This window comes from Bacillus salitolerans (assembly GCF_042680805.1).
Taxonomy (GTDB): Bacteria; Bacillota; Bacilli; order Bacillales; family SA4; genus Bacillus_CJ; species Bacillus_CJ salitolerans.
In genome coordinates this window covers 39,630-56,945 of sequence record NZ_JBHUEM010000024.1, presented here as the reverse complement: position 1 = coordinate 56,945, position 17,316 = coordinate 39,630, and the positions used below count along the sequence as shown (strand labels likewise).

Genomic DNA, 17,316 nt, shown 5'->3' with positions numbered 1-17,316 from the left:
GTCCATTTTTTACAAGAGAATGGACAGGGTAACCACCTATAATAAGAATAAATTAATATTAAAGGGGTGGTCCGAATGAATGTTCAACAATCAATAGAGTCTATTCACTATCTAGCGGTTATCGTTTCAGCGCTATCAGCTTTTGTAGTTGGTGGAATTTGGTATTCAGTGTTATTCGGAAGGGTTTGGATGAAGGAGAATGGATTTGATGAAGAGAGTTTAAAGAAGGGGAATATGGGACTAATCTTCGGTGGAGGATTTATCGCTTCACTTATTATTTCATTTACTCTTGTTTTATTTCTAGGTCCTGAAAGGAATGGGCTTATAGGTGCAACAGCAGGATTTATGGCTGGGCTTTTTTGGGTCGTAGCTGCGATGGGGATAACGTATTTATTTGAAAGGAAATCTGTGAAATTATTTCTCATTAATTCAGGCTATCATGTAACTACCTTTACCATCATGGGATGGATTTTAGGTGTGTGGAAATAATGGTTGATAACTAATGGAAAAGGGAGATTACACGTGTGAATTCAACGAAAAGTGTTCTAGATAAATTAAATTTTAGTAAATATCCTGATAAATTAATTATTAATCTACCTGAAGATGTGGATGATTTTAACAGTATTGAATATGATACGACTATAAAGGATAAGAAGTATGATCTTGTGTTTATTTTTATATATACGCTAGAGGAGTTTTTGGAGTATATACAGAGTGCAATAGATAAGCAATTTGTTAAGGATAATGGATATCTTTACTTTGCCTATCCAAAGAAAGGGAACCCTACATATAAAGAATACATAGAACGTGACAGTATATACACAGAAGAGCATTATAACGAAGAAGGTTTCTACCGTGGAAGTAATTTAAAGTTCTCTAGAATGGTTAGTTTAAATGATGTATTTACAGTTGTTGGTATGAAGGCAGTGCCAGCAAAGAAGAGAGCCACCACTAGCTCGAAAAGTAGTCAATGTGTCGATGATTATATCGACCATGTTAAAGATATTAAAACCTATCTAGGGAAGAACGAGGAAGTATTAACAATCTACAATCAACTTACGTTCGGCTATCAGAAAGATTGGGCACGTTATGTATTTAGTGCGAAACGAAAAGAAACACAAGAAAAACGATTAAACGATATGGAAGTAATTCTAGCAGAAGGCTATAAATCCATCGATTTATATAGACAAAAGAGAAAGTAATTGTTAATGATAAAGGACATTGGATTATCAGAATCCATGTCCTTTATCATTAACGATTACTACGATTAACATTACCTATTCACCAACTCTAATTAGATCCCTAAAACAAACTCAAATCTAATTGGAATGAGCGCTTTTTAATATTGACAACAATCAATATGACAAAACATAATTTTCTTAAAATTGTAAACGCTTTAATTTCGACTTAAGATAATAATACTAGGAAAACCATACTAGATATTTATTACCTTCTAGAAAGGAGCAAAGATATGTCAAATTCAGAAGCAAGACCGGATGTGCGTGTAAGAATTCAGCGTTTCGGTAGCCATTTAAGTGGTATGATAATGCCGAATATTGGAGCCTTTATTGCTTGGGGTATTATCACTGCTTTATTTATTCCTACGGGATGGCTCCCAAACGAAGAGCTGGCAAAGTTAGTTGGTCCGATGATAACGTATTTACTTCCATTATTGATTGGTTATACAGGAGGTAAAATGGTCTATGATGCTCGTGGTGGGGTCGTAGGTGCGACTGCTACGATGGGGGTAATTGTTGGATCTGATATTCCAATGTTCCTTGGTGCGATGATAATGGGACCACTTGGAGGTTGGTTGATTAAGAAAGTTGACCAAATGATTCAACCTAGAGTAAAACAAGGATTTGAAATGTTAGTTAATAACTTTTCAGCGGGAATTTTAGCAGGAATTTTGACACTGCTAGCATTTTTAGGTATTAGCCCTGTTGTTGAAGGTTTAAATAATCTATTAGCAACTGGGGTAGAGGTTATTGTAAATGCGGGTCTACTTCCATTAGCGAATATATTTATTGAACCAGCTAAAGTACTATTCTTAAATAATGCGATTAATCATGGAATCTTAAGTCCACTAGGAGCTAAGGAAGCAGCGGAAACAGGGAAGTCTATTCTTTTCTTATTAGAAACGAATCCAGGTCCTGGTTTAGGAATTCTTTTAGCCTTTATGATTTTCGGTAAAGGCACAGCGAGACAGACATCACCAGGTGCAGCAATTATCCATTTCTTTGGAGGTATTCATGAAATCTACTTCCCGTATATTTTGATGAAGCCGATATTAATTCTAGCAGCCATTGCAGGTGGAATTAGTGGAGTATTTACATTCACACTATTTAATGTAGGATTAGTTGCACCACCGTCTCCGGGAAGTATTTTTGCTTTAGTAGCAATGACACCTAAAGGTGGAGGTCATATAGGAGTTTTATTAGGTGTACTTGTAGCAACTGTAATCTCATTCTTAGTAGCATCTTTCATCTTAAAAACAAGTAAGCAAGAGGTAGAAGATATCTCTGGAGCAACTGTTAAAATGCAAGAAATGAAAGGGAAGAAGAGTTCTATTGCTGACACACTTGATGTTAAAGATACAGAGAAGAAAGAATTAGACGCTCGATCAGTACAAAAAATTATTTTTGCATGTGATGCCGGTATGGGGTCAAGTGCCATGGGGGCATCTATTCTAAAGAACAAAGCCAAAAAAGCGGATTTGGATATTTTCATCACAAACACTTCCATTACGAATATTCCAGATGATGCTGATATCGTGATTACACATAAGGACTTAACTCCACGAGCCAAGGAGAAGCTTCCAACTGCTCATCATATCTCAGTAGAAAATTTCTTAAATAGCCCGAAGTATGATGAGTTAATTGATGAGCTAAAATAACAAACATTAGAAAAGACTGACAATTGAAGTCAGTCTTTTCTTGCTACTAAGAGTCAGGCTAAACAACGTTATAGAAGCGGCTTTATCATTAGTTTTTAAAGTATGGCAACAAGTCTATTGACTATAATATACTATTTTCATATTGATGGTTAAGGATTTTAGCATATATCATGAAAATGTGGGATTAGACTTTTTAAATTTTGTCATCAACCTAAAAAGGAAAATTTCACTAATAGGTGGAGTGGTGAATGTGTATATTTCTGCTAGAGAACGGAAAATCCTAGAATTTTTATTAGCGAAAACGGACGAATCAACAGTGAAAGAGCTTGCCAAAGCTTTGGAGGTTAGTCCAAGGACGATTCATAGAGATTTAAAGGGTGTAGAGAGTACACTACATGACTATGGTTTAGTTCTGGATAAAAAAGCTGGTATTGGTATTCAAATAACCGGTCACTCCGAGAGAAAAGAGAAATTGCGGTTGTTCCTATACAATCTTTCACATATAGAGTATACACCTGAGGAACGTCAAGCCATCATCATTTCGGAACTACTGGACCATACTGAGCCGATTAAGCTCCTTGCATTAGCGAATGACTTAAATGTGACGATTGCGACCGTTAGTAATGATCTTAATAAAATTGAGGAACAGCTTCATTTCTTTAATCTTACGTTAGTAAGAAAACGTGGTTATGGAGTCGAAATAATTGGAACAGAATCAGCAAAAAGGAAAGCGATGAGTAAGCTCATTAGTGACCATATCAATGAATATGAAATGATTTCTTTTATTAAGGAAAATATTCAAAAAAAGTCTACGCGAACAATGGATACCATTACTGACAAATTACTCGGTCTTGTTGATCGAAAGAAGCTTCTCATTATTGAAAAAAAGATTAATGAGATTAGAGAAGAATTACCGTATTCCATTGCAGATAGTTCGTATATAGGCCTTGTTGTTCATTTAGCTCTTGCGATTGAAAGAATTCAGCAAGGTGAAGATATTAATTTCGATGAAGAACAATTAAAAAAATTAGAGCATACGAAGGAATATCAAGTTGCCGAAAAAATGGTGAATGGATTAGAGGACATCTTCGGAATTAACATTGCCAAAGGGGAGATTGGGTTTATTACAATGCATCTTATGGGTGCTAAGCTCCGAAACGAGTATGATGATATGCTTGAAGGATCAAGCTTACAAGTAGGTATGTTGGTACAGCACCTAATTCAGTTTGTTAGTAGAGAAATTGACCACGATCTCTCGAAAAATATGTCATTATTCCAAGGGCTAGTTACACATTTAAGACCTGCGTTATATCGGCTTCATCAAAATATGGGAATATCGAATCCCCTCTTAATGAGAATTAAACAGGATTACAACGAATTGTTTTCAATTCTCAAAAAAGGTGTGGAAGAAATTTTCCCTGACATTCATGTTCCAGATGAGGAAATAGGGTATCTCGTTATGCATTTCGCATCTGCTCTTCTAAATAGGGAGGTAGGATCAGAAGTAAGAACGCTGGTTGTATGTTCTAGTGGAATTGGGACTTCAAAAATTCTATCCTCCAAGTTGGAACAAGAGATTCCAGGGATCAAAACGATCAATGCCTCGTTATTTGATTTAGTCTCTATCAATCCAAAAGAATTCGATTTGATCGTGTCAACAATCCCTTTAAAGAATTTTGAGACGGACTACCTTGTCGTCAGTCCTCTCCTCTCAAGGGAAGAAATTGATAATGTAAAGCGAGTACTACTTACAAAGAAACATCACTCTACTTTTATAGTGAAAAAGGTTATCTCAAACAAGAATTACAATGACAGTAAATCATTTATTGAAAGCCTTTCAAAAGTTAAAAATTATTCAAGTGCTGTTTTTCATGTTTTAAATGGATTTTTCATAATGAATATAGAAGATCCTGTATCTGTTGTAGATGCGCTTGAACAAATATGCTTTCGTTTAGAAGAAGAAGGAGTGATTAGCAGTACATCTGAAGTTGTAAAAGAGCTATTCAAGCGGGAGCAACTTGGTGGGCTTGGAATACCTGGAACTGTAATGGCGCTTTATCACACTAGAAGTGGATACATTCAGTTACCTAGTTTTACAATCCTTAGGTTAAATACACCTTTGACAGTAAAAGCTATGGATGAATCTATCATTCATATTACATCAATTTTATTAATGCTTGCTCCTAATACGTGTTCTAGTGAAACGTTAGAGGTATTAAGTGGCATTAGTTCTCTTATCATGAGAGATGACAAGACCATTTACAAATTCCAAAACGATGTAGAAGAAGACCTAGCACAATTACTATCAACGGAAATGAAAATATTTTATGACGAAAAAGTAAAACAGTAGGAGTGTTTCGTATGTCAAATCAAATTTTAACAAAAGACAATATTGTACTTCATGCAAGTTTCTTAAATAAAGAGGAAGCGATAAGAGCGACTGGTCAAATTCTTGTTGAACAAGGTTATGTTGAACCTTCGTATATTGAGAAGATGTTGGAGCGTGAAGAGTTGACCTCCACCTATATGGGGAATTTTGTTGCGATTCCCCATGGAACAGAAGATGCAAAAAAATCAGTTAAATGCTCAGGACTTTCGATTATTCAAGTTCCACATGGAGTAGATTTTGGAGATGGGAATGTAGTTAAAGTGCTAATTGGCATTGCAGGAAAGGATGGAGAGCATTTAGACATTCTTTCACAAATTGCAATTGTTTGTTCAGAGGAAGAAAATATTCAAAGGGTCGTAGAAGCAAGCTCAGCTGATGAGATTATTAATCTATTTTCAGAGGTGAAATAAATGTTAGCTGTCCACTTTGGTGCAGGGAATATCGGCCGGGGTTTTATTGGTAGTTTATTATCAAATACCGGCTATGATGTTTGTTTTGTCGATGTAAACGCAGAAATTGTTGATTTATTAAATGAGCGAAATGAATACCGCGTAGTTCTAGCAGATGAACAAAGTGAAGAAACTGTGATTAAACATGTTAGAGGAATTAATAGTTTACAGCGTCCTCACGATGTCATTGAAGCCATTTCGAACGCAGATCTAGTTACAACAGCCGTTGGCCCGAATATTTTAATTATTATTTCAGAATTACTCGCAAAAGGTTTAAAACATAGAGCAGGTAAATCAGAAAAACCATTAAACATTATTGCGTGTGAGAATATGATTGGTGGGAGTGAGTTTTTAAAGGAAAAGGTGTATGAAAGAATTTCAGATGAGGATAGAGTGAAGTTCGATACATTATTTACATTTCCGAATGCCGCAGTCGATCGAATTGTCCCTATACAGGAAAATGAAGATAAGCTATTAGTCAAAGTAGAACCTTTTTATGAGTGGGTAGTGGATCGATCAAAGATGAAGGGACATATTCCTTCTATAGAGGGTGTTACATTTGTTGACGATTTGACACCTTTTATTGAACGGAAGTTATTTACTGTTAATACGGGTCATGCAATGGCTGCTTATGTTGGGTATCAGGCAGGTTTAAAAACGATTAAAGAGGCAATGGAACATCATGAGGTATCACAGGTAGTGAAAGGTGCTTTAATGGAATCTGGTCAAGTATTAGTGAAGAAATACAATTTTGATACAACCGAACATTCCAACTATATTGAAAAGATTATCAATCGATTTCTAAATCCTTATATAAATGACGAAATTCCAAGAGTAGCAAGGGGCCCTCTTCGAAAATTAGGACAAAATGATCGGCTTATCGCTCCGGCAACACAATATTTCACTTATAATCTAGGTCAACCAATTAGTTTAGTAAAAGGAATAATCGCTGCCTTACGATATGATTTTCCGGAAGATGAAGAGGCAACTTTGCTTCAAGTGAAAATAAAGGAAGTAGGTCTAGAAAAGACAATTCAAGAAATTACAGGTCTAAAAGAGGGAGATCCGCTTTTCAGATTAATTCTAGAGCAAGTATAAAGTATTTACATCGGAGAGAGGAGATTAAAAAATGATAGAGAAGGAATTTACAATAATAAGTGAATCAGGTATTCATGCACGACCAGCAACTGTATTGGTTTCGGCGGTAAGCTCATTCGAATGTGAAGTTTACCTAGAATACAATGGTCGAAATGTTAATCTGAAATCAATTATGGGTGTCATGTCTCTTGGTGTTCCAAATGGAGCAAGGATTATAGTGTCTGCGAATGGAACAGATGAAGACGCTGCGATTTCAGCCATTCAAGATGTACTGCAAAAGGAAGGCTTAGGAGAGTAGAAACGATGACCAATATCATATACGGAATTGCTGCTTCCAATGGAATCGCCATCGCCAAGGCATATAAACTCGTTCAACCTAAATTAACAGTTACAAAGCAATCAATTGAACATGTTGAATTGGAACTTGAACGGTTTCAAAAAGCCTTAAAACAATCATCTAAGGAGCTTGAACAAATAAGAAAACATGCTCACATAGAGCTGGGAGAGGACAAGGCCGCCAATTTTTTCAGCCCATCTTCTTGTGTTAAGTGACCCAGAACTAATTAAACCTATACAAGATAAAATTCACCAAGAACAAGTTAATGCTGAGTTTGCTCTTCAAGAAACGGCTGACATGTTTATTCAAATGTTTGAGGGGATGGATAATGAATATATGAAAGAGAGAGCTGCTGATATTCGTGATGTGACAAAGCGAGTCTGCACAACTTAATAAGAAATTTGTCAAAGGATTTACGACGGACATTGGTGGTAAAACTTCTCATACTGCCATTATGGCCAGGTCGTTGGAGATTCCAGCTGTAGTCGGAGCAAAGATAGTTACAGCAGATATTAAAAATGGAGATCTCCTCATTGTAAATGGAATAGATGGTCAAGTCATTCTTAATCCTGATGATGAAACGTTAAAGAACTATCAACAAAAGCAGATTGAATTTGCCACTCAAATAGAACAATGGAGAGAGCTTAAGGAAGAGCCAACCATCTCAAAAGATGGTCATCGAGTTGAAATTGCTGCGAACATTGGTACACCTGATGATGTACAAGGTGTTTTAGATAATGGTGGAGAAGGCATTGGACTTTATCGTACAGAGTTTCTTTATATGGGGCGTGATCAGCTTCCAACTGAAGAAGAACAATTCACTGCCTACAAAAAGGTATTAGAAAAAATGGAGGGAAAACCAGTTGTAGTCAGAACCCTTGATATTGGAGGGGATAAAGAACTTCCATATTTACAATTACCTAAAGAAATGAATCCGTTTTTAGGATATCGAGCAATTCGTCTTTGCTTAGAGGAACAATCGATTTTCCGTACTCAATTAAGAGCCCTCCTTCGAGCAAGTGTTTACGGTAACTTGAAAATAATGTTTCCGATGATTGCCACTGTAGAGGAATTTAAACAGGCAAAAGCAATTTTACTTGAAGAGAAGGAAAACTTACTATCAGTTGGAAATGAGGTTTCAGATGACATTGAGATTGGAATGATGGTGGAGATACCTTCATCTGCCATACTTGCCGATCAATTTGCAAAAGAAGTTGACTTCTTTAGTATCGGTACGAATGACTTAATTCAATATACGCTTGCTGCTGATAGAATGAATGAAAGGGTATCCTACCTTTATCAGCCTTATCATCCTGCTATATTACGCTTAATAAGTTTGGTGATTAAAGCAGCCCACCAAGAAGGAAAGTGGGTTGGAATGTGCGGTGAAATGGCCGGAGATCAAACAGCTATCCCAATTTTGTTAGGATTGGGGCTAGATGAATTTTCAATGAGTGCTACTTCCATTCTACCAGCCCGATCATTGATAAAAGAATTGAATAAATCAGAATTGGAAAAAGTAAACGAAGTTGCTCTTTCAAAAAGTACAACGGAAGATGTACTAAACTCATATAAAGGACAAGGGGTCTGACCCCTTGTCCTTCTGCTCGTCCTGAGTCTAGACGGGGCGCCCTGAGCCTTTTGTTCATGTATAATAAAAGAAAAAAGGAATTTACTCTTATGTACACTTACGGATTTCTAGAAAAAATATTGTTCCCCTCCACTTACCTAGACAAAGAAAAATTAAAAAGTGAATTAAAAGGTAAGACGATTCTTATTACTGGGGCAAGTTCCGGAATAGGAGAACAGGTTGCCTACATGCTTGCTGAGGTGGATGCTCATTTACTCCTTGTTGCAAGGCGAGAAGATAGACTTATCACGATGAAGAGCGACATTGAGAAAAATACAGCCAGAGTTAGTGTATTCAAGGTAGATCTTCGAAACGAGGCCGAAGTGGAGACCTTGTTAGCATGGATCCACCAGCTGCCACATGGACTAGATGTAGTCATAAGCAATGCAGGTAAGTCCATTAAGAGACCTATTTATCAGTCACTCGATCGATACCATGACATGACTAGGACAATGGCCGTTAATTATTTGGCACCGGTGCAAATAGTATTGTCAGTCATTCCTCTTCTTACAAAAAACAGAGGGCATATTATCAATATCTCTACGATAAATACAAAGTTAGTACCATTCCCGTACTGGGCAGCGTATCAGGCTTCTAAGTCTGCATTTGATACATGGTTTCGATCAGTTGCTCCTGAACTAAATGCGAACGGATTAGCCACAACGTCCATTTATTTGCCACTCGTTCAAACTCCGATGATTTCACCAACCGTTGCTTATCAAAACATGCCTGCTATGCATGCAAAACATGTTGCTGCCATCATATGCAAGTCATTGTATACGAAACGGAAAAGCTATCAGCCATGGTGGTTACCATTTGGTCAAGTAGCCTCTTTACTATTCAGTAAATTATCTGAACGCTTCCTCCCACGTCTGATCAGAAAAAAGGGGGATAAAACTTGAACATATTGAAGCTAACCTATGTATTATTCAAATTGAATATTCTATCCCCAAAAGGGTTATCAAGACTTATAATGGCTCTTTTTCAATGTGGTATCAATGCGATGACGTTATTACAATTTGCGGGAACGTCTTATAGTAAAAAAATTGCACTAGTTGATGACGAGGAAACCTTAACGTACGCACAATTAAGGATGCAATCAGAAAATCTAGCTACCATTTTTTCTGAGAGATACGAGTTAAGGAGCGGGAAAAGGGTTGCGTTTTTGTGTAGAAATCATGCATCATTCGTGAAAGCGATATTTTCCGTTTCCCGCACAGGGGCAGATGTCTGTTTTCTGAATACGGAGCTTGGACAGAATCAGATGATTCAAGTATTAGATGAACTAGACATTGATTTGCTTGTTTGCGATGTTGATTTTATCTCTGTTGTAGAGAAATCCAATTATCATCAGAAAATAGTAGTAAGCTATCATGATGAGTTGCCTGCAATTAATCGATTTGTACTTGAGAAGCAAGAGGGTCAAAAACTTCAAAGAGCTTCATCCAGTAAAATGCTGCTCCGGACAGGTGGTACAACAGGTAAAGCAAAAGAAGTTGCTCATCGGCCATCTATATTCACGTATTTGAATCCTTTTATAGGTTTACTTACTAGATTAAAACTGTTACGTTATGAAACTACCTATGTTGCTACCCCTATCTATCACGGGTATGGCCTAGCTGTATTATTTTTATTTATTGCATTAGGAAAGAAGATCGTGGTTAGTAAAGGCTTTGAAGCAGAGAGGGCATGTACTCTCATTCGTGAACATAAGATAGAAGTCGTAACGGTTGTTCCACTTATGTTACAAAAAATGTTAAAGCATAATGTGGACGATTTAAAAACACTTCATTGTATTGCTTCAGGGAGTGCAGTATTAACCCCTAAACTCGTTGATGAAGTGCTTCTAAAGTTAGGGAATATTATATATAACTTATATGGTACATCAGAAACTGGTCTAAACATCATTGCCACTCCGCAAGATTTACAAGATTCAGCCACTACCCTTGGCAGGAAAATAAAAGGGGTACCGTTCACTATCTTAGATTCAGGTAAAAGGAAAGTGGACGTCGGAACGATTGGTCAATTTTGTATGAAGGAGAAAAATAATTGGATTGAAACAGGGGATATGGGTTACCAAGATGAGAATGGGTACTACTATTTAAGTGGAAGAATCGATGACATGATCGTATCAGCGGGTGTTAATGTATACCCTGTAGAAGTAGAACAAATCCTCATTCAACACCCTTATGTAGCTGAAGTGGCAGTAATTGGGGTGGTCGATGCCCAGTTTGGAAATAGGCTACAAGCCTATGTACAGCCTATGAAAGATGCTAGTCTATCAACACAAGAGCTATATGAATGGCTAAGACGAAGAGCAGCGAGGTTTCAAATGCCAAAGGATATTGTATTAATTGATCAAATGCCATATACGCCTTTAGGTAAGGTAGATAAGCAAAGGCTTCGTAGCGCTGAGGTGGGACACGGGGGTTAAATGCCGTGTCCCACTTCTTTTTGTACTCGTTTGGATGTCAACATCTTGGATAGTGATGTAAATTTTAAGGCACCTAAACCGGAGAGAATGATAAGTACCCCCCCGAGCATGATTGCAACCCCATTTCCTACTAATAACGCTAACGGACCCATAACTAAACCGAATAGTGGGAGTGGTAATGCTACGACGAGTCCAATCACACTGAATACAAGTGCTTGTTTATCTTCTGGAATACTCGTTTGAATCATAACCATTATCGGTACATTGATAGCTGTCTCACCCATTCCTATAATAAAGCTACAAATCATCATTAGGATGATACTTGGCGACATACCGGTTATCGTAAGAGCAACCCCTTCAACTATTACGGCAATAATAAATAGTATTCCTTGATGACGGATGACCACCTTTGTCAAAATAATACCTACTACTAATCCACCGATAAAACCACAGGATGAAACGAGTGTATAGATAAAGGCACTTGCCGATAAATCGTCGTAAATCAGGATTGGACGGAGGATAATCCATGGGATGATCCCGATATTTACAAAAATACAGACGAGAGCCAATGGTAAGATGAACGTTTCGGTGCAAACAAACGTAATTCCTGCCCTGATTTTTTTCCAATAAGACAGTGTATGATCCTCTTTTACTTTATCGCGACCGTTCAATCGAACAAGTAAAATGAGTAATGCGGAAATTAGGAATAAGGCACTAGTAATGAAGAGTGTAGTGGTAGTAGAGAGAAAGGTGATGAGCGCCCCGGCTCCAGCTAAACCTAACAAATAAACCGTTTTATCACTTGATACAAGGATGGCATTCCCTTGTTGAATTCTTGATTTGGCCAAAACCTTTGGCAATAACGACACGGAGGCAGGGTTATAGATGGCGCCGCAAGCTGACTGGATGAATGCAGCACAATAAAACATCCATAGTGGTAATGCATCAGCTAAATAAAGAAGCGGGATCGTACAAATAATAAATGCGCGAACACTATCCGAAGCAAACATCCAATAGGTGAGCTTCCATTTTGATAAAACGGGACTGATCAATACACCAAACAGCATCTGCGGTACCATAGAGCAAACATACATCATCGATGTACTAAAGGCATTTCCACCTGACTCTAGTAGTAGCCACATAAAGGCGATACTTGTAATGTTCTCCGCCATGACTTTCGTCACTTTTGAGGAAAAAAGCATTGAAAATGAATACGTCCAAATTTTAGGTTGAGGCATGCATTACTCCTCCTCTTCGTCTTTGGTACTCTTTTTTTCCCACAGCATCATTTCCACACCATACTCGTGTTGTTCTTCCTTCTTGGGAGGTAGCACCTTGGCCCACTTCTCAACTACTTGGTTTAATTCTTCAAGGAATTGAACGGATTGTACTTTCGTTAAGAGAAGATTAGTCGTTAATCTAGTTGAAGAAATTGAATCCTCAGGCGGAGTGTGTTGGTTCTCAGGAGAAAAATTTTTTGCCACTGCTTGATAATACTTTTCAACAATCCCACCAATTTCCTGCGTATTTACTATCTTTAATAGACCACCTTTAAATAATAGCTGAACATGGTAATGAACACTTCCAGGGGATTTCTCTAATAAATCAGCAACTTGTTTTGCTGTTTTCGGTTCATCTGCTAAAAGTGCCAAGATTTTGACACGTAGTGCACTGCCTAATAATTTCGATTGCTCTACATTAATTTTAAAGGTATCCATATGCCTAGCCCCTCTATGAACTAATTTTTTAATCCATTCTAAAAAATTAGAATGATGCTTTTCTTATATTATTCATTAACTTCAAAAAATTGTCAATAAACATATAAAAGGGACATAGGTGTAAAATCCCATATCCCTATATATCTTAGAGCCAAGCCTTTCTGAGACGATAGATGCCTTCTTCAATTTCCTTTTGAGATAGGCCTCCAAAGCCTATTTGTAGCAATGGGTATGTACCTTTGTACTCATCTGCCCAGTACATAGCAGTTGGATACACGTTGATCTTAAATTCTTTGGCCTGTTTGATAAGAGCTTGCTCTGATTTTTGAAGCTTTACTTCAAGAAGTAGGTAAACACCTGATTTATCTCCAACAATTGTTACATGTTCTGAACGCCCCGGAAGTGATTTGCGGAGTGAAAAGTAGAATAACAGGATTTAATCGACATTTCGAAGTGGATTACGGTGTGAAAAGGAGAATAACAGGATTAATCGACATTTCGAAGTGGATTACGGTGTGAAAAGTAGAATAACAGGATTTAATCGACATTTTGAAGTGTTTTGCGGAGTGAAAAGTCGAATAACAGGGTTTAATCGACATTTTGAAGTGTTTTGCGGAGTGAAAAGTAGAATAACAGGATTTAATCGACATTTTGAAGTGGATTACGGCGTGAAAAGTAGAATAACAGGGTTTAATCGACATTTTGAATTGTTTTGCGGAGTGAAAAGTCGAATAACAGGGTAATCGACATTTCGAAGTGTTTTGATCCTGGAAATATTCAATGATAGGGTCTCTTTGTACATGTTTACTTAGTTTGATATATCAATTTCCCGAATGGGGTCTTAAAACATGCTGAAAGCTTGGGACTAAGTCCCAAGCTTTTTACGTTTGTTCAATCATTCTAAAAATTGCAAGTTTCAGTAAGTCCATCATAATGATGACAAATTGAATAAAGTTTTTCCAATTAATTTTCGGATGGACAACTCCAAAAGCGACAATGTTCCAAAACCATTTTAAATCGGTCCATTGTTTTTTAGGCTGAATTTCCCCTTCTCGTTTCCTTATTTTCATATATAGCCCATAAAAGAATAAATACAATATCAAAAATGGCTCCAAGCATGACGGCTGAAATCGCGAACTCATTAGACAACGTCCATTTCCCTTCATTTTCTTTTCGCTACTTTTCTTGTTTTACTTCATATTTAGCCATGGCATCTGAAAAGAGAGCTTTCATTTCTTCTGGTTTGTCAAGTTCGACAGATTTCGGGGCGTTCCAGGTACTTTTCAATCTTAAGAAATTCTTCATTTTTTCACTACCTTTAAATTAAGAACTGCTAGCTATACTATGTATATTCTTAGGAAATGCACATGGTATACTTTGGAAAGGAGGGATCAGCAAATGACAAATTACGTTGTGTTAGTCGTAGATGATGACAAAGATATCCGTGATGGGATTGAAATATATTTAAAAAATGAAGGAATTAAAGTATTGAAGGCTAAGGATGGAATTGAAGCCATTGATCTATTAAACGAGCAAGAGGTTCATCTTATCGTTCTCGACATCATGATGCCTCGATTGGACGGTATTAAAACGACGTTTAAGATACGTGAAAAGAAGAATATCCCAATTATTATGTTGAGTGCAAAAAGTGAAGATACAGATAAGATTCTAGGATTGCAGGTGGGAGCAGATGACTATGTAACGAAGCCATTTAATCCACTAGAGCTGATTGCTAGAGTCAAATCTCAGCTTAGAAGATATGTGACATTAGGGCATTTTGAAGGAAAAAACAAAATGATTAACCTGAACGGCCTGACTCTTGACCAGGAAGCAAAAGAAGTGGCTGTTAACGGGGATGCAATCAAATTAACACCAACTGAATATAGGATTGTTGAGCTGTTGATGTTGAATGCTGGTCGAGTGTTTTCTATCAATGATATTTACGAAAGTGTTTGGCAAGAGCCGTCATACAATGCGGAAAATACAGTGGCCGTTCATATTCGAAAAATACGTGAAAAAATTGAAATTGATCCTAAAAATCCTAGATATTTAAAGGTGGTATGGGGAATTGGATATAAAATGGAAAAGTAGAATCGGACTTCTTGCATGGCTTCTATTATTTACGTATGGAGTCAGTGGTGTGTTAGCAGCTATTTTCGATGATCATCATTATTTTAAGAAAAACTATTTTCATACGTATCAGTTTGAAAGGCATGTTGATGAATTTTTAAATTATGTTTATGCGTTTGAAATCGCGTATCAGCCAAAGGAAGATGTGGTAAAAGAGCTCACTGTAACGAATAGTGAAATAGAAGAGTATCGATATCGATATGGAGATCTAACAAGCGAAGTCTTCAATATTGAACAACAATATGAAGATAGGATATTAGAAGCAAGGAATACAGGCAATCAAGAGGCTGAAAGCTTCTATATAGAAGAAAGAGATAAAAAAATAAAGGAAGTTACAGAGCTGTTTGAAAATGATGAATTGATTAAAGACAAGATTTTAGCAGAAAAAGAGGAACAGGTTAATGAATATTACCGACAGTTAGAAAATCAGCGTTCTTCATACGAGAAGTATAAACAGGCGTTTGTCTTCCACTTGAAGGATACGAATACGGGGAAGGTGTTCACGAATCTCTCACCTACTCCTTCGGCTAAAGAATCCATTATTGAGGCCAATATGCACACAATTAGAAGCTACCCAACAAAGGATTATGACTATCTAGAATTGAATCCAGAGCCAATTGTTTGGGGGTATCGAGAAATAGCCAATCTAGGTAATACGGATTCATTTTCTCTTTATGAAGGGAAAATAGGAGTTACGAAGAAAACGCCAAACTCACATTTTATTATGAGCGAGTATCATGATTTCACGATACAAAAACCGTTGTTTTGGGTGTTTTCATTTGGTGCGATTATTGCCTTAGTTATCAGCATAGTAATCGAAAGAAAACATAAGATGCTTAGAAGGATTGCACCGGAGAAATGGAAGGAACACTATCGTAAGATTCCAATTGATATAGCTTGGGTTCTTTTTGTAATATCTGCGATGATTACCCTTGCCATATTCTTTGAGCTTTCCTACTTAAATTACAGTAACCATCTTTTAGGGATACTTGAAGGAATCTTCTATTATTTATTTTGGATCACCGTTATGTTCGGATTAACTTGGATTCAAGGTGCTTACTTATATCCAAGAACAAGAGATATATCTTTCGTTAAAAAAGACTGGAGAAAGGCAATCGTAACAAGGATCTTTCAATCTATTGGCAATATGTTTCTGAATCGAAGCGTGGGAATCCAAATGCTCCTATTGTTTATGATTATTTTCTTATTCGGACTAGGTGCTGTGTTCATTGCGATTGAAGAAGAGGTTATCATTGTTTATCTACCTGCACTACTAGTAGTGGGGATCCCTCTATCGATACTAATAGTCAGAAGATTAGGCTATTTTAATCGTATTCTTTTACATGCGAGTGCAGCCGCAAATGGGAAATTAGAGCCTGATTTAGAAGTTAAAGGAAAATCAGTTTTAGCTAAGCTTGCTGAGGATATAAATAAACTAAAATATGGTGTTAAAATGTCACAAAATGCACAAGCAAAAAGTGAAAGACTCAAAACAGAATTAATTACGAATGTGAGTCACGATTTGAGGACACCATTAACTTCGATTATGACTTATACCGAGCTGTTAAAGAATCCAGAACTAGGTGCTGATGAGAGAAGCGCTTATATTGAAATCATTGATAGAAAATCAAAGCGCTTAAAGGTGCTAATTGATGATTTGTTCGAAGTATCCAAAATGGCGAGCGGGAACATGGAGCTTGTTAAAGAGAAAGTAGATATTGTTCAACTATTACAACAAGCACTTGCTGAGTATAATGAATCAATCCAAGAATCATCTATACAGTTCCGTGTATCCAATCCAGAAAAACCTGTTTATGCTGTTGTGGATGGGCAGAAGCTTTGGCGAGTATTTGAAAATCTAATTGGAAATATACTGAAATACTCACTAGAAAACACAAGAGCGTATATAAGCATAAAAGAAGAGAACAGGCAGGTATTGATTACGTTTAAAAACATTTCTAAATATGAATTAAGCGAAAATAACGACGAATTAATCGAACGATTTAAGCGTGGAGATGAAGCACGCCACACAGACGGTTCTGGTTTAGGGCTTGCCATCGCTAAATCTATCATTGATTTGCACCAAGCTACATTAGATATTGATGTGGACGGTGATTTGTTTAAAGTAACGATTACCTTGATGGCTGAAGACAATTAAGCTAGGAAAACTCCTTTGTAAGTGGAAGACAAAGGAGTTTTTTTATTATTTGTCCAGTTACGTAAGTTGTATACGAT

General features: G+C 36.9%; 15 protein-coding genes and 1 pseudogene. 13 read left to right on the top strand and 3 right to left on the bottom strand.

The window, feature by feature from the left end:
• Positions 1-75 precede the first annotated feature (75 nt).
• The 10 genes and pseudogenes from ACFSCX_RS14965 to ACFSCX_RS14920 all read left to right on the top strand — a co-directional run bounded on the left by ACFSCX_RS14965 (position 76) and on the right by ACFSCX_RS14920 (position 11,233).
• On the top strand, positions 76-489 hold the full coding sequence (locus ACFSCX_RS14965; RefSeq protein WP_377929055.1) for a DUF1761 domain-containing protein: 414 nt from the start codon (positions 76-78) through the stop codon (positions 487-489).
• A 35-nt stretch (positions 490-524) separates the two neighbouring features.
• Positions 525-1,202, top strand: coding sequence for a YdeI/OmpD-associated family protein (locus ACFSCX_RS14960; protein WP_377929054.1), 678 nt, complete (start codon positions 525-527; stop codon positions 1,200-1,202).
• 269 nt (positions 1,203-1,471) lie between these two features.
• Positions 1,472-2,896, top strand: coding sequence for a PTS mannitol transporter subunit IIBC (locus tag ACFSCX_RS14955; protein ID WP_377929053.1), 1,425 nt, complete (start codon positions 1,472-1,474; stop codon positions 2,894-2,896).
• A gap of 244 nt (positions 2,897-3,140) precedes the next feature.
• Positions 3,141-5,246 (top strand): BglG family transcription antiterminator, encoded by a 2,106-nt coding sequence (locus tag ACFSCX_RS14950; RefSeq protein ID WP_377929052.1) that lies wholly within the window; start codon positions 3,141-3,143, stop codon positions 5,244-5,246.
• An 11-nt stretch (positions 5,247-5,257) separates the two neighbouring features.
• Positions 5,258-5,695, top strand: a complete 438-nt coding sequence (locus tag ACFSCX_RS14945) for a PTS mannitol transporter subunit IIA (RefSeq protein WP_377929051.1) — start codon at positions 5,258-5,260, stop codon at positions 5,693-5,695.
• On the top strand, positions 5,696-6,832 hold the full coding sequence (locus tag ACFSCX_RS14940) for a mannitol-1-phosphate 5-dehydrogenase (RefSeq protein WP_377929050.1): 1,137 nt from the start codon (positions 5,696-5,698) through the stop codon (positions 6,830-6,832).
• Positions 6,833-6,863: 31 nt separating this feature from the next.
• Positions 6,864-7,130 (top strand): phosphocarrier protein HPr, encoded by a 267-nt coding sequence (locus tag ACFSCX_RS14935; RefSeq protein ID WP_377929049.1) that lies wholly within the window; start codon positions 6,864-6,866, stop codon positions 7,128-7,130.
• 5 nt (positions 7,131-7,135) lie between these two features.
• Positions 7,136-8,760: pseudogene (gene ptsP, locus ACFSCX_RS14930) on the top strand (phosphoenolpyruvate--protein phosphotransferase).
• 89 nt (positions 8,761-8,849) lie between these two features.
• Positions 8,850-9,701: an SDR family NAD(P)-dependent oxidoreductase gene (locus tag ACFSCX_RS14925; protein WP_377929048.1), complete on the top strand. Its 852-nt coding sequence runs from the start codon at positions 8,850-8,852 to the stop codon at positions 9,699-9,701.
• Complete coding sequence (locus tag ACFSCX_RS14920) at positions 9,698-11,233, top strand: AMP-binding protein (RefSeq protein WP_377929047.1); 1,536 nt, start codon at positions 9,698-9,700, stop codon at positions 11,231-11,233. The genes ACFSCX_RS14925 and ACFSCX_RS14920 overlap by 4 nt, the downstream gene beginning before the upstream one ends.
• Here ACFSCX_RS14920 and ACFSCX_RS14915 read toward each other — a convergent pair.
• Together ACFSCX_RS14915 and ACFSCX_RS14910 are read right to left on the bottom strand one after the other, a co-directional pair.
• The gene (locus ACFSCX_RS14915; RefSeq protein ID WP_377929046.1) at positions 11,230-12,471 is read right to left on the bottom strand and encodes an MFS transporter; all 1,242 of its coding nucleotides are present in this window, start codon (positions 12,469-12,471) and stop codon (positions 11,230-11,232) included. The genes ACFSCX_RS14920 and ACFSCX_RS14915 overlap by 4 nt on opposite strands.
• A gap of 3 nt (positions 12,472-12,474) precedes the next feature.
• Positions 12,475-12,951 carry an ArsR/SmtB family transcription factor gene (locus ACFSCX_RS14910; RefSeq protein WP_377929045.1) on the bottom strand — a complete coding sequence of 159 codons (477 nt, stop codon included), beginning with the start codon at positions 12,949-12,951 and terminating at the stop codon, positions 12,475-12,477.
• A gap of 515 nt (positions 12,952-13,466) precedes the next feature.
• Between ACFSCX_RS14910 and ACFSCX_RS14905 the strand changes: the two genes are divergently transcribed.
• Positions 13,467-13,694: a hypothetical protein gene (locus ACFSCX_RS14905; RefSeq protein WP_377929044.1), complete on the top strand. Its 228-nt coding sequence runs from the start codon at positions 13,467-13,469 to the stop codon at positions 13,692-13,694.
• Positions 13,695-13,832: 138 nt separating this feature from the next.
• Here ACFSCX_RS14905 and ACFSCX_RS14900 read toward each other — a convergent pair whose 3' ends face one another.
• Positions 13,833-14,021 carry a hypothetical protein gene (locus ACFSCX_RS14900; protein ID WP_377929043.1) on the bottom strand — a complete coding sequence of 63 codons (189 nt, stop codon included), beginning with the start codon at positions 14,019-14,021 and terminating at the stop codon, positions 13,833-13,835.
• Between the two features lie 328 nt (positions 14,022-14,349).
• On the opposite strand from ACFSCX_RS14900, the gene ACFSCX_RS14895 reads away from it, so the two are divergent.
• Entirely contained in the window at positions 14,350-15,042 is a 693-nt protein-coding gene (locus ACFSCX_RS14895) for a response regulator transcription factor (protein WP_377929042.1), read from the top strand.
• Positions 15,020-17,239 carry a sensor histidine kinase gene (locus ACFSCX_RS14890; protein ID WP_377929041.1) on the top strand — a complete coding sequence of 740 codons (2,220 nt, stop codon included), beginning with the start codon at positions 15,020-15,022 and terminating at the stop codon, positions 17,237-17,239. Before ACFSCX_RS14895 ends, ACFSCX_RS14890 begins: the two co-directional genes overlap by 23 nt.
• Positions 17,240-17,316: the final 77 nt, after the last annotated feature.

Excerpts from the sequence above, each read along its gene's own strand:
- ACFSCX_RS14965 (WP_377929055.1), top strand. The coding sequence starts at position 76 with ATGAATGTTCAACAATCAATAGAGTCTATTCACTATCTAGCGGTTATC.
- ACFSCX_RS14955 (WP_377929053.1), top strand. The coding sequence starts at position 1,472 with ATGTCAAATTCAGAAGCAAGACCGGATGTGCGTGTAAGAATTCAGCGT.
- ACFSCX_RS14945 (WP_377929051.1), top strand. The coding sequence starts at position 5,258 with ATGTCAAATCAAATTTTAACAAAAGACAATATTGTACTTCATGCAAGT.
- ACFSCX_RS14940 (WP_377929050.1), top strand. The coding sequence starts at position 5,696 with ATGTTAGCTGTCCACTTTGGTGCAGGGAATATCGGCCGGGGTTTTATT.
- ACFSCX_RS14935 (WP_377929049.1), top strand. The coding sequence starts at position 6,864 with ATGATAGAGAAGGAATTTACAATAATAAGTGAATCAGGTATTCATGCA.
- ACFSCX_RS14925 (WP_377929048.1), top strand. The coding sequence starts at position 8,850 with ATGTACACTTACGGATTTCTAGAAAAAATATTGTTCCCCTCCACTTAC.
- ACFSCX_RS14915 (WP_377929046.1), bottom strand. The coding sequence starts at position 12,471 with ATGCCTCAACCTAAAATTTGGACGTATTCATTTTCAATGCTTTTTTCC.
- ACFSCX_RS14910 (WP_377929045.1), bottom strand. The coding sequence starts at position 12,951 with ATGGATACCTTTAAAATTAATGTAGAGCAATCGAAATTATTAGGCAGT.
- ACFSCX_RS14900 (WP_377929043.1), bottom strand. The coding sequence starts at position 14,021 with ATGAAAATAAGGAAACGAGAAGGGGAAATTCAGCCTAAAAAACAATGG.
- ACFSCX_RS14895 (WP_377929042.1), top strand. The coding sequence starts at position 14,350 with ATGACAAATTACGTTGTGTTAGTCGTAGATGATGACAAAGATATCCGT.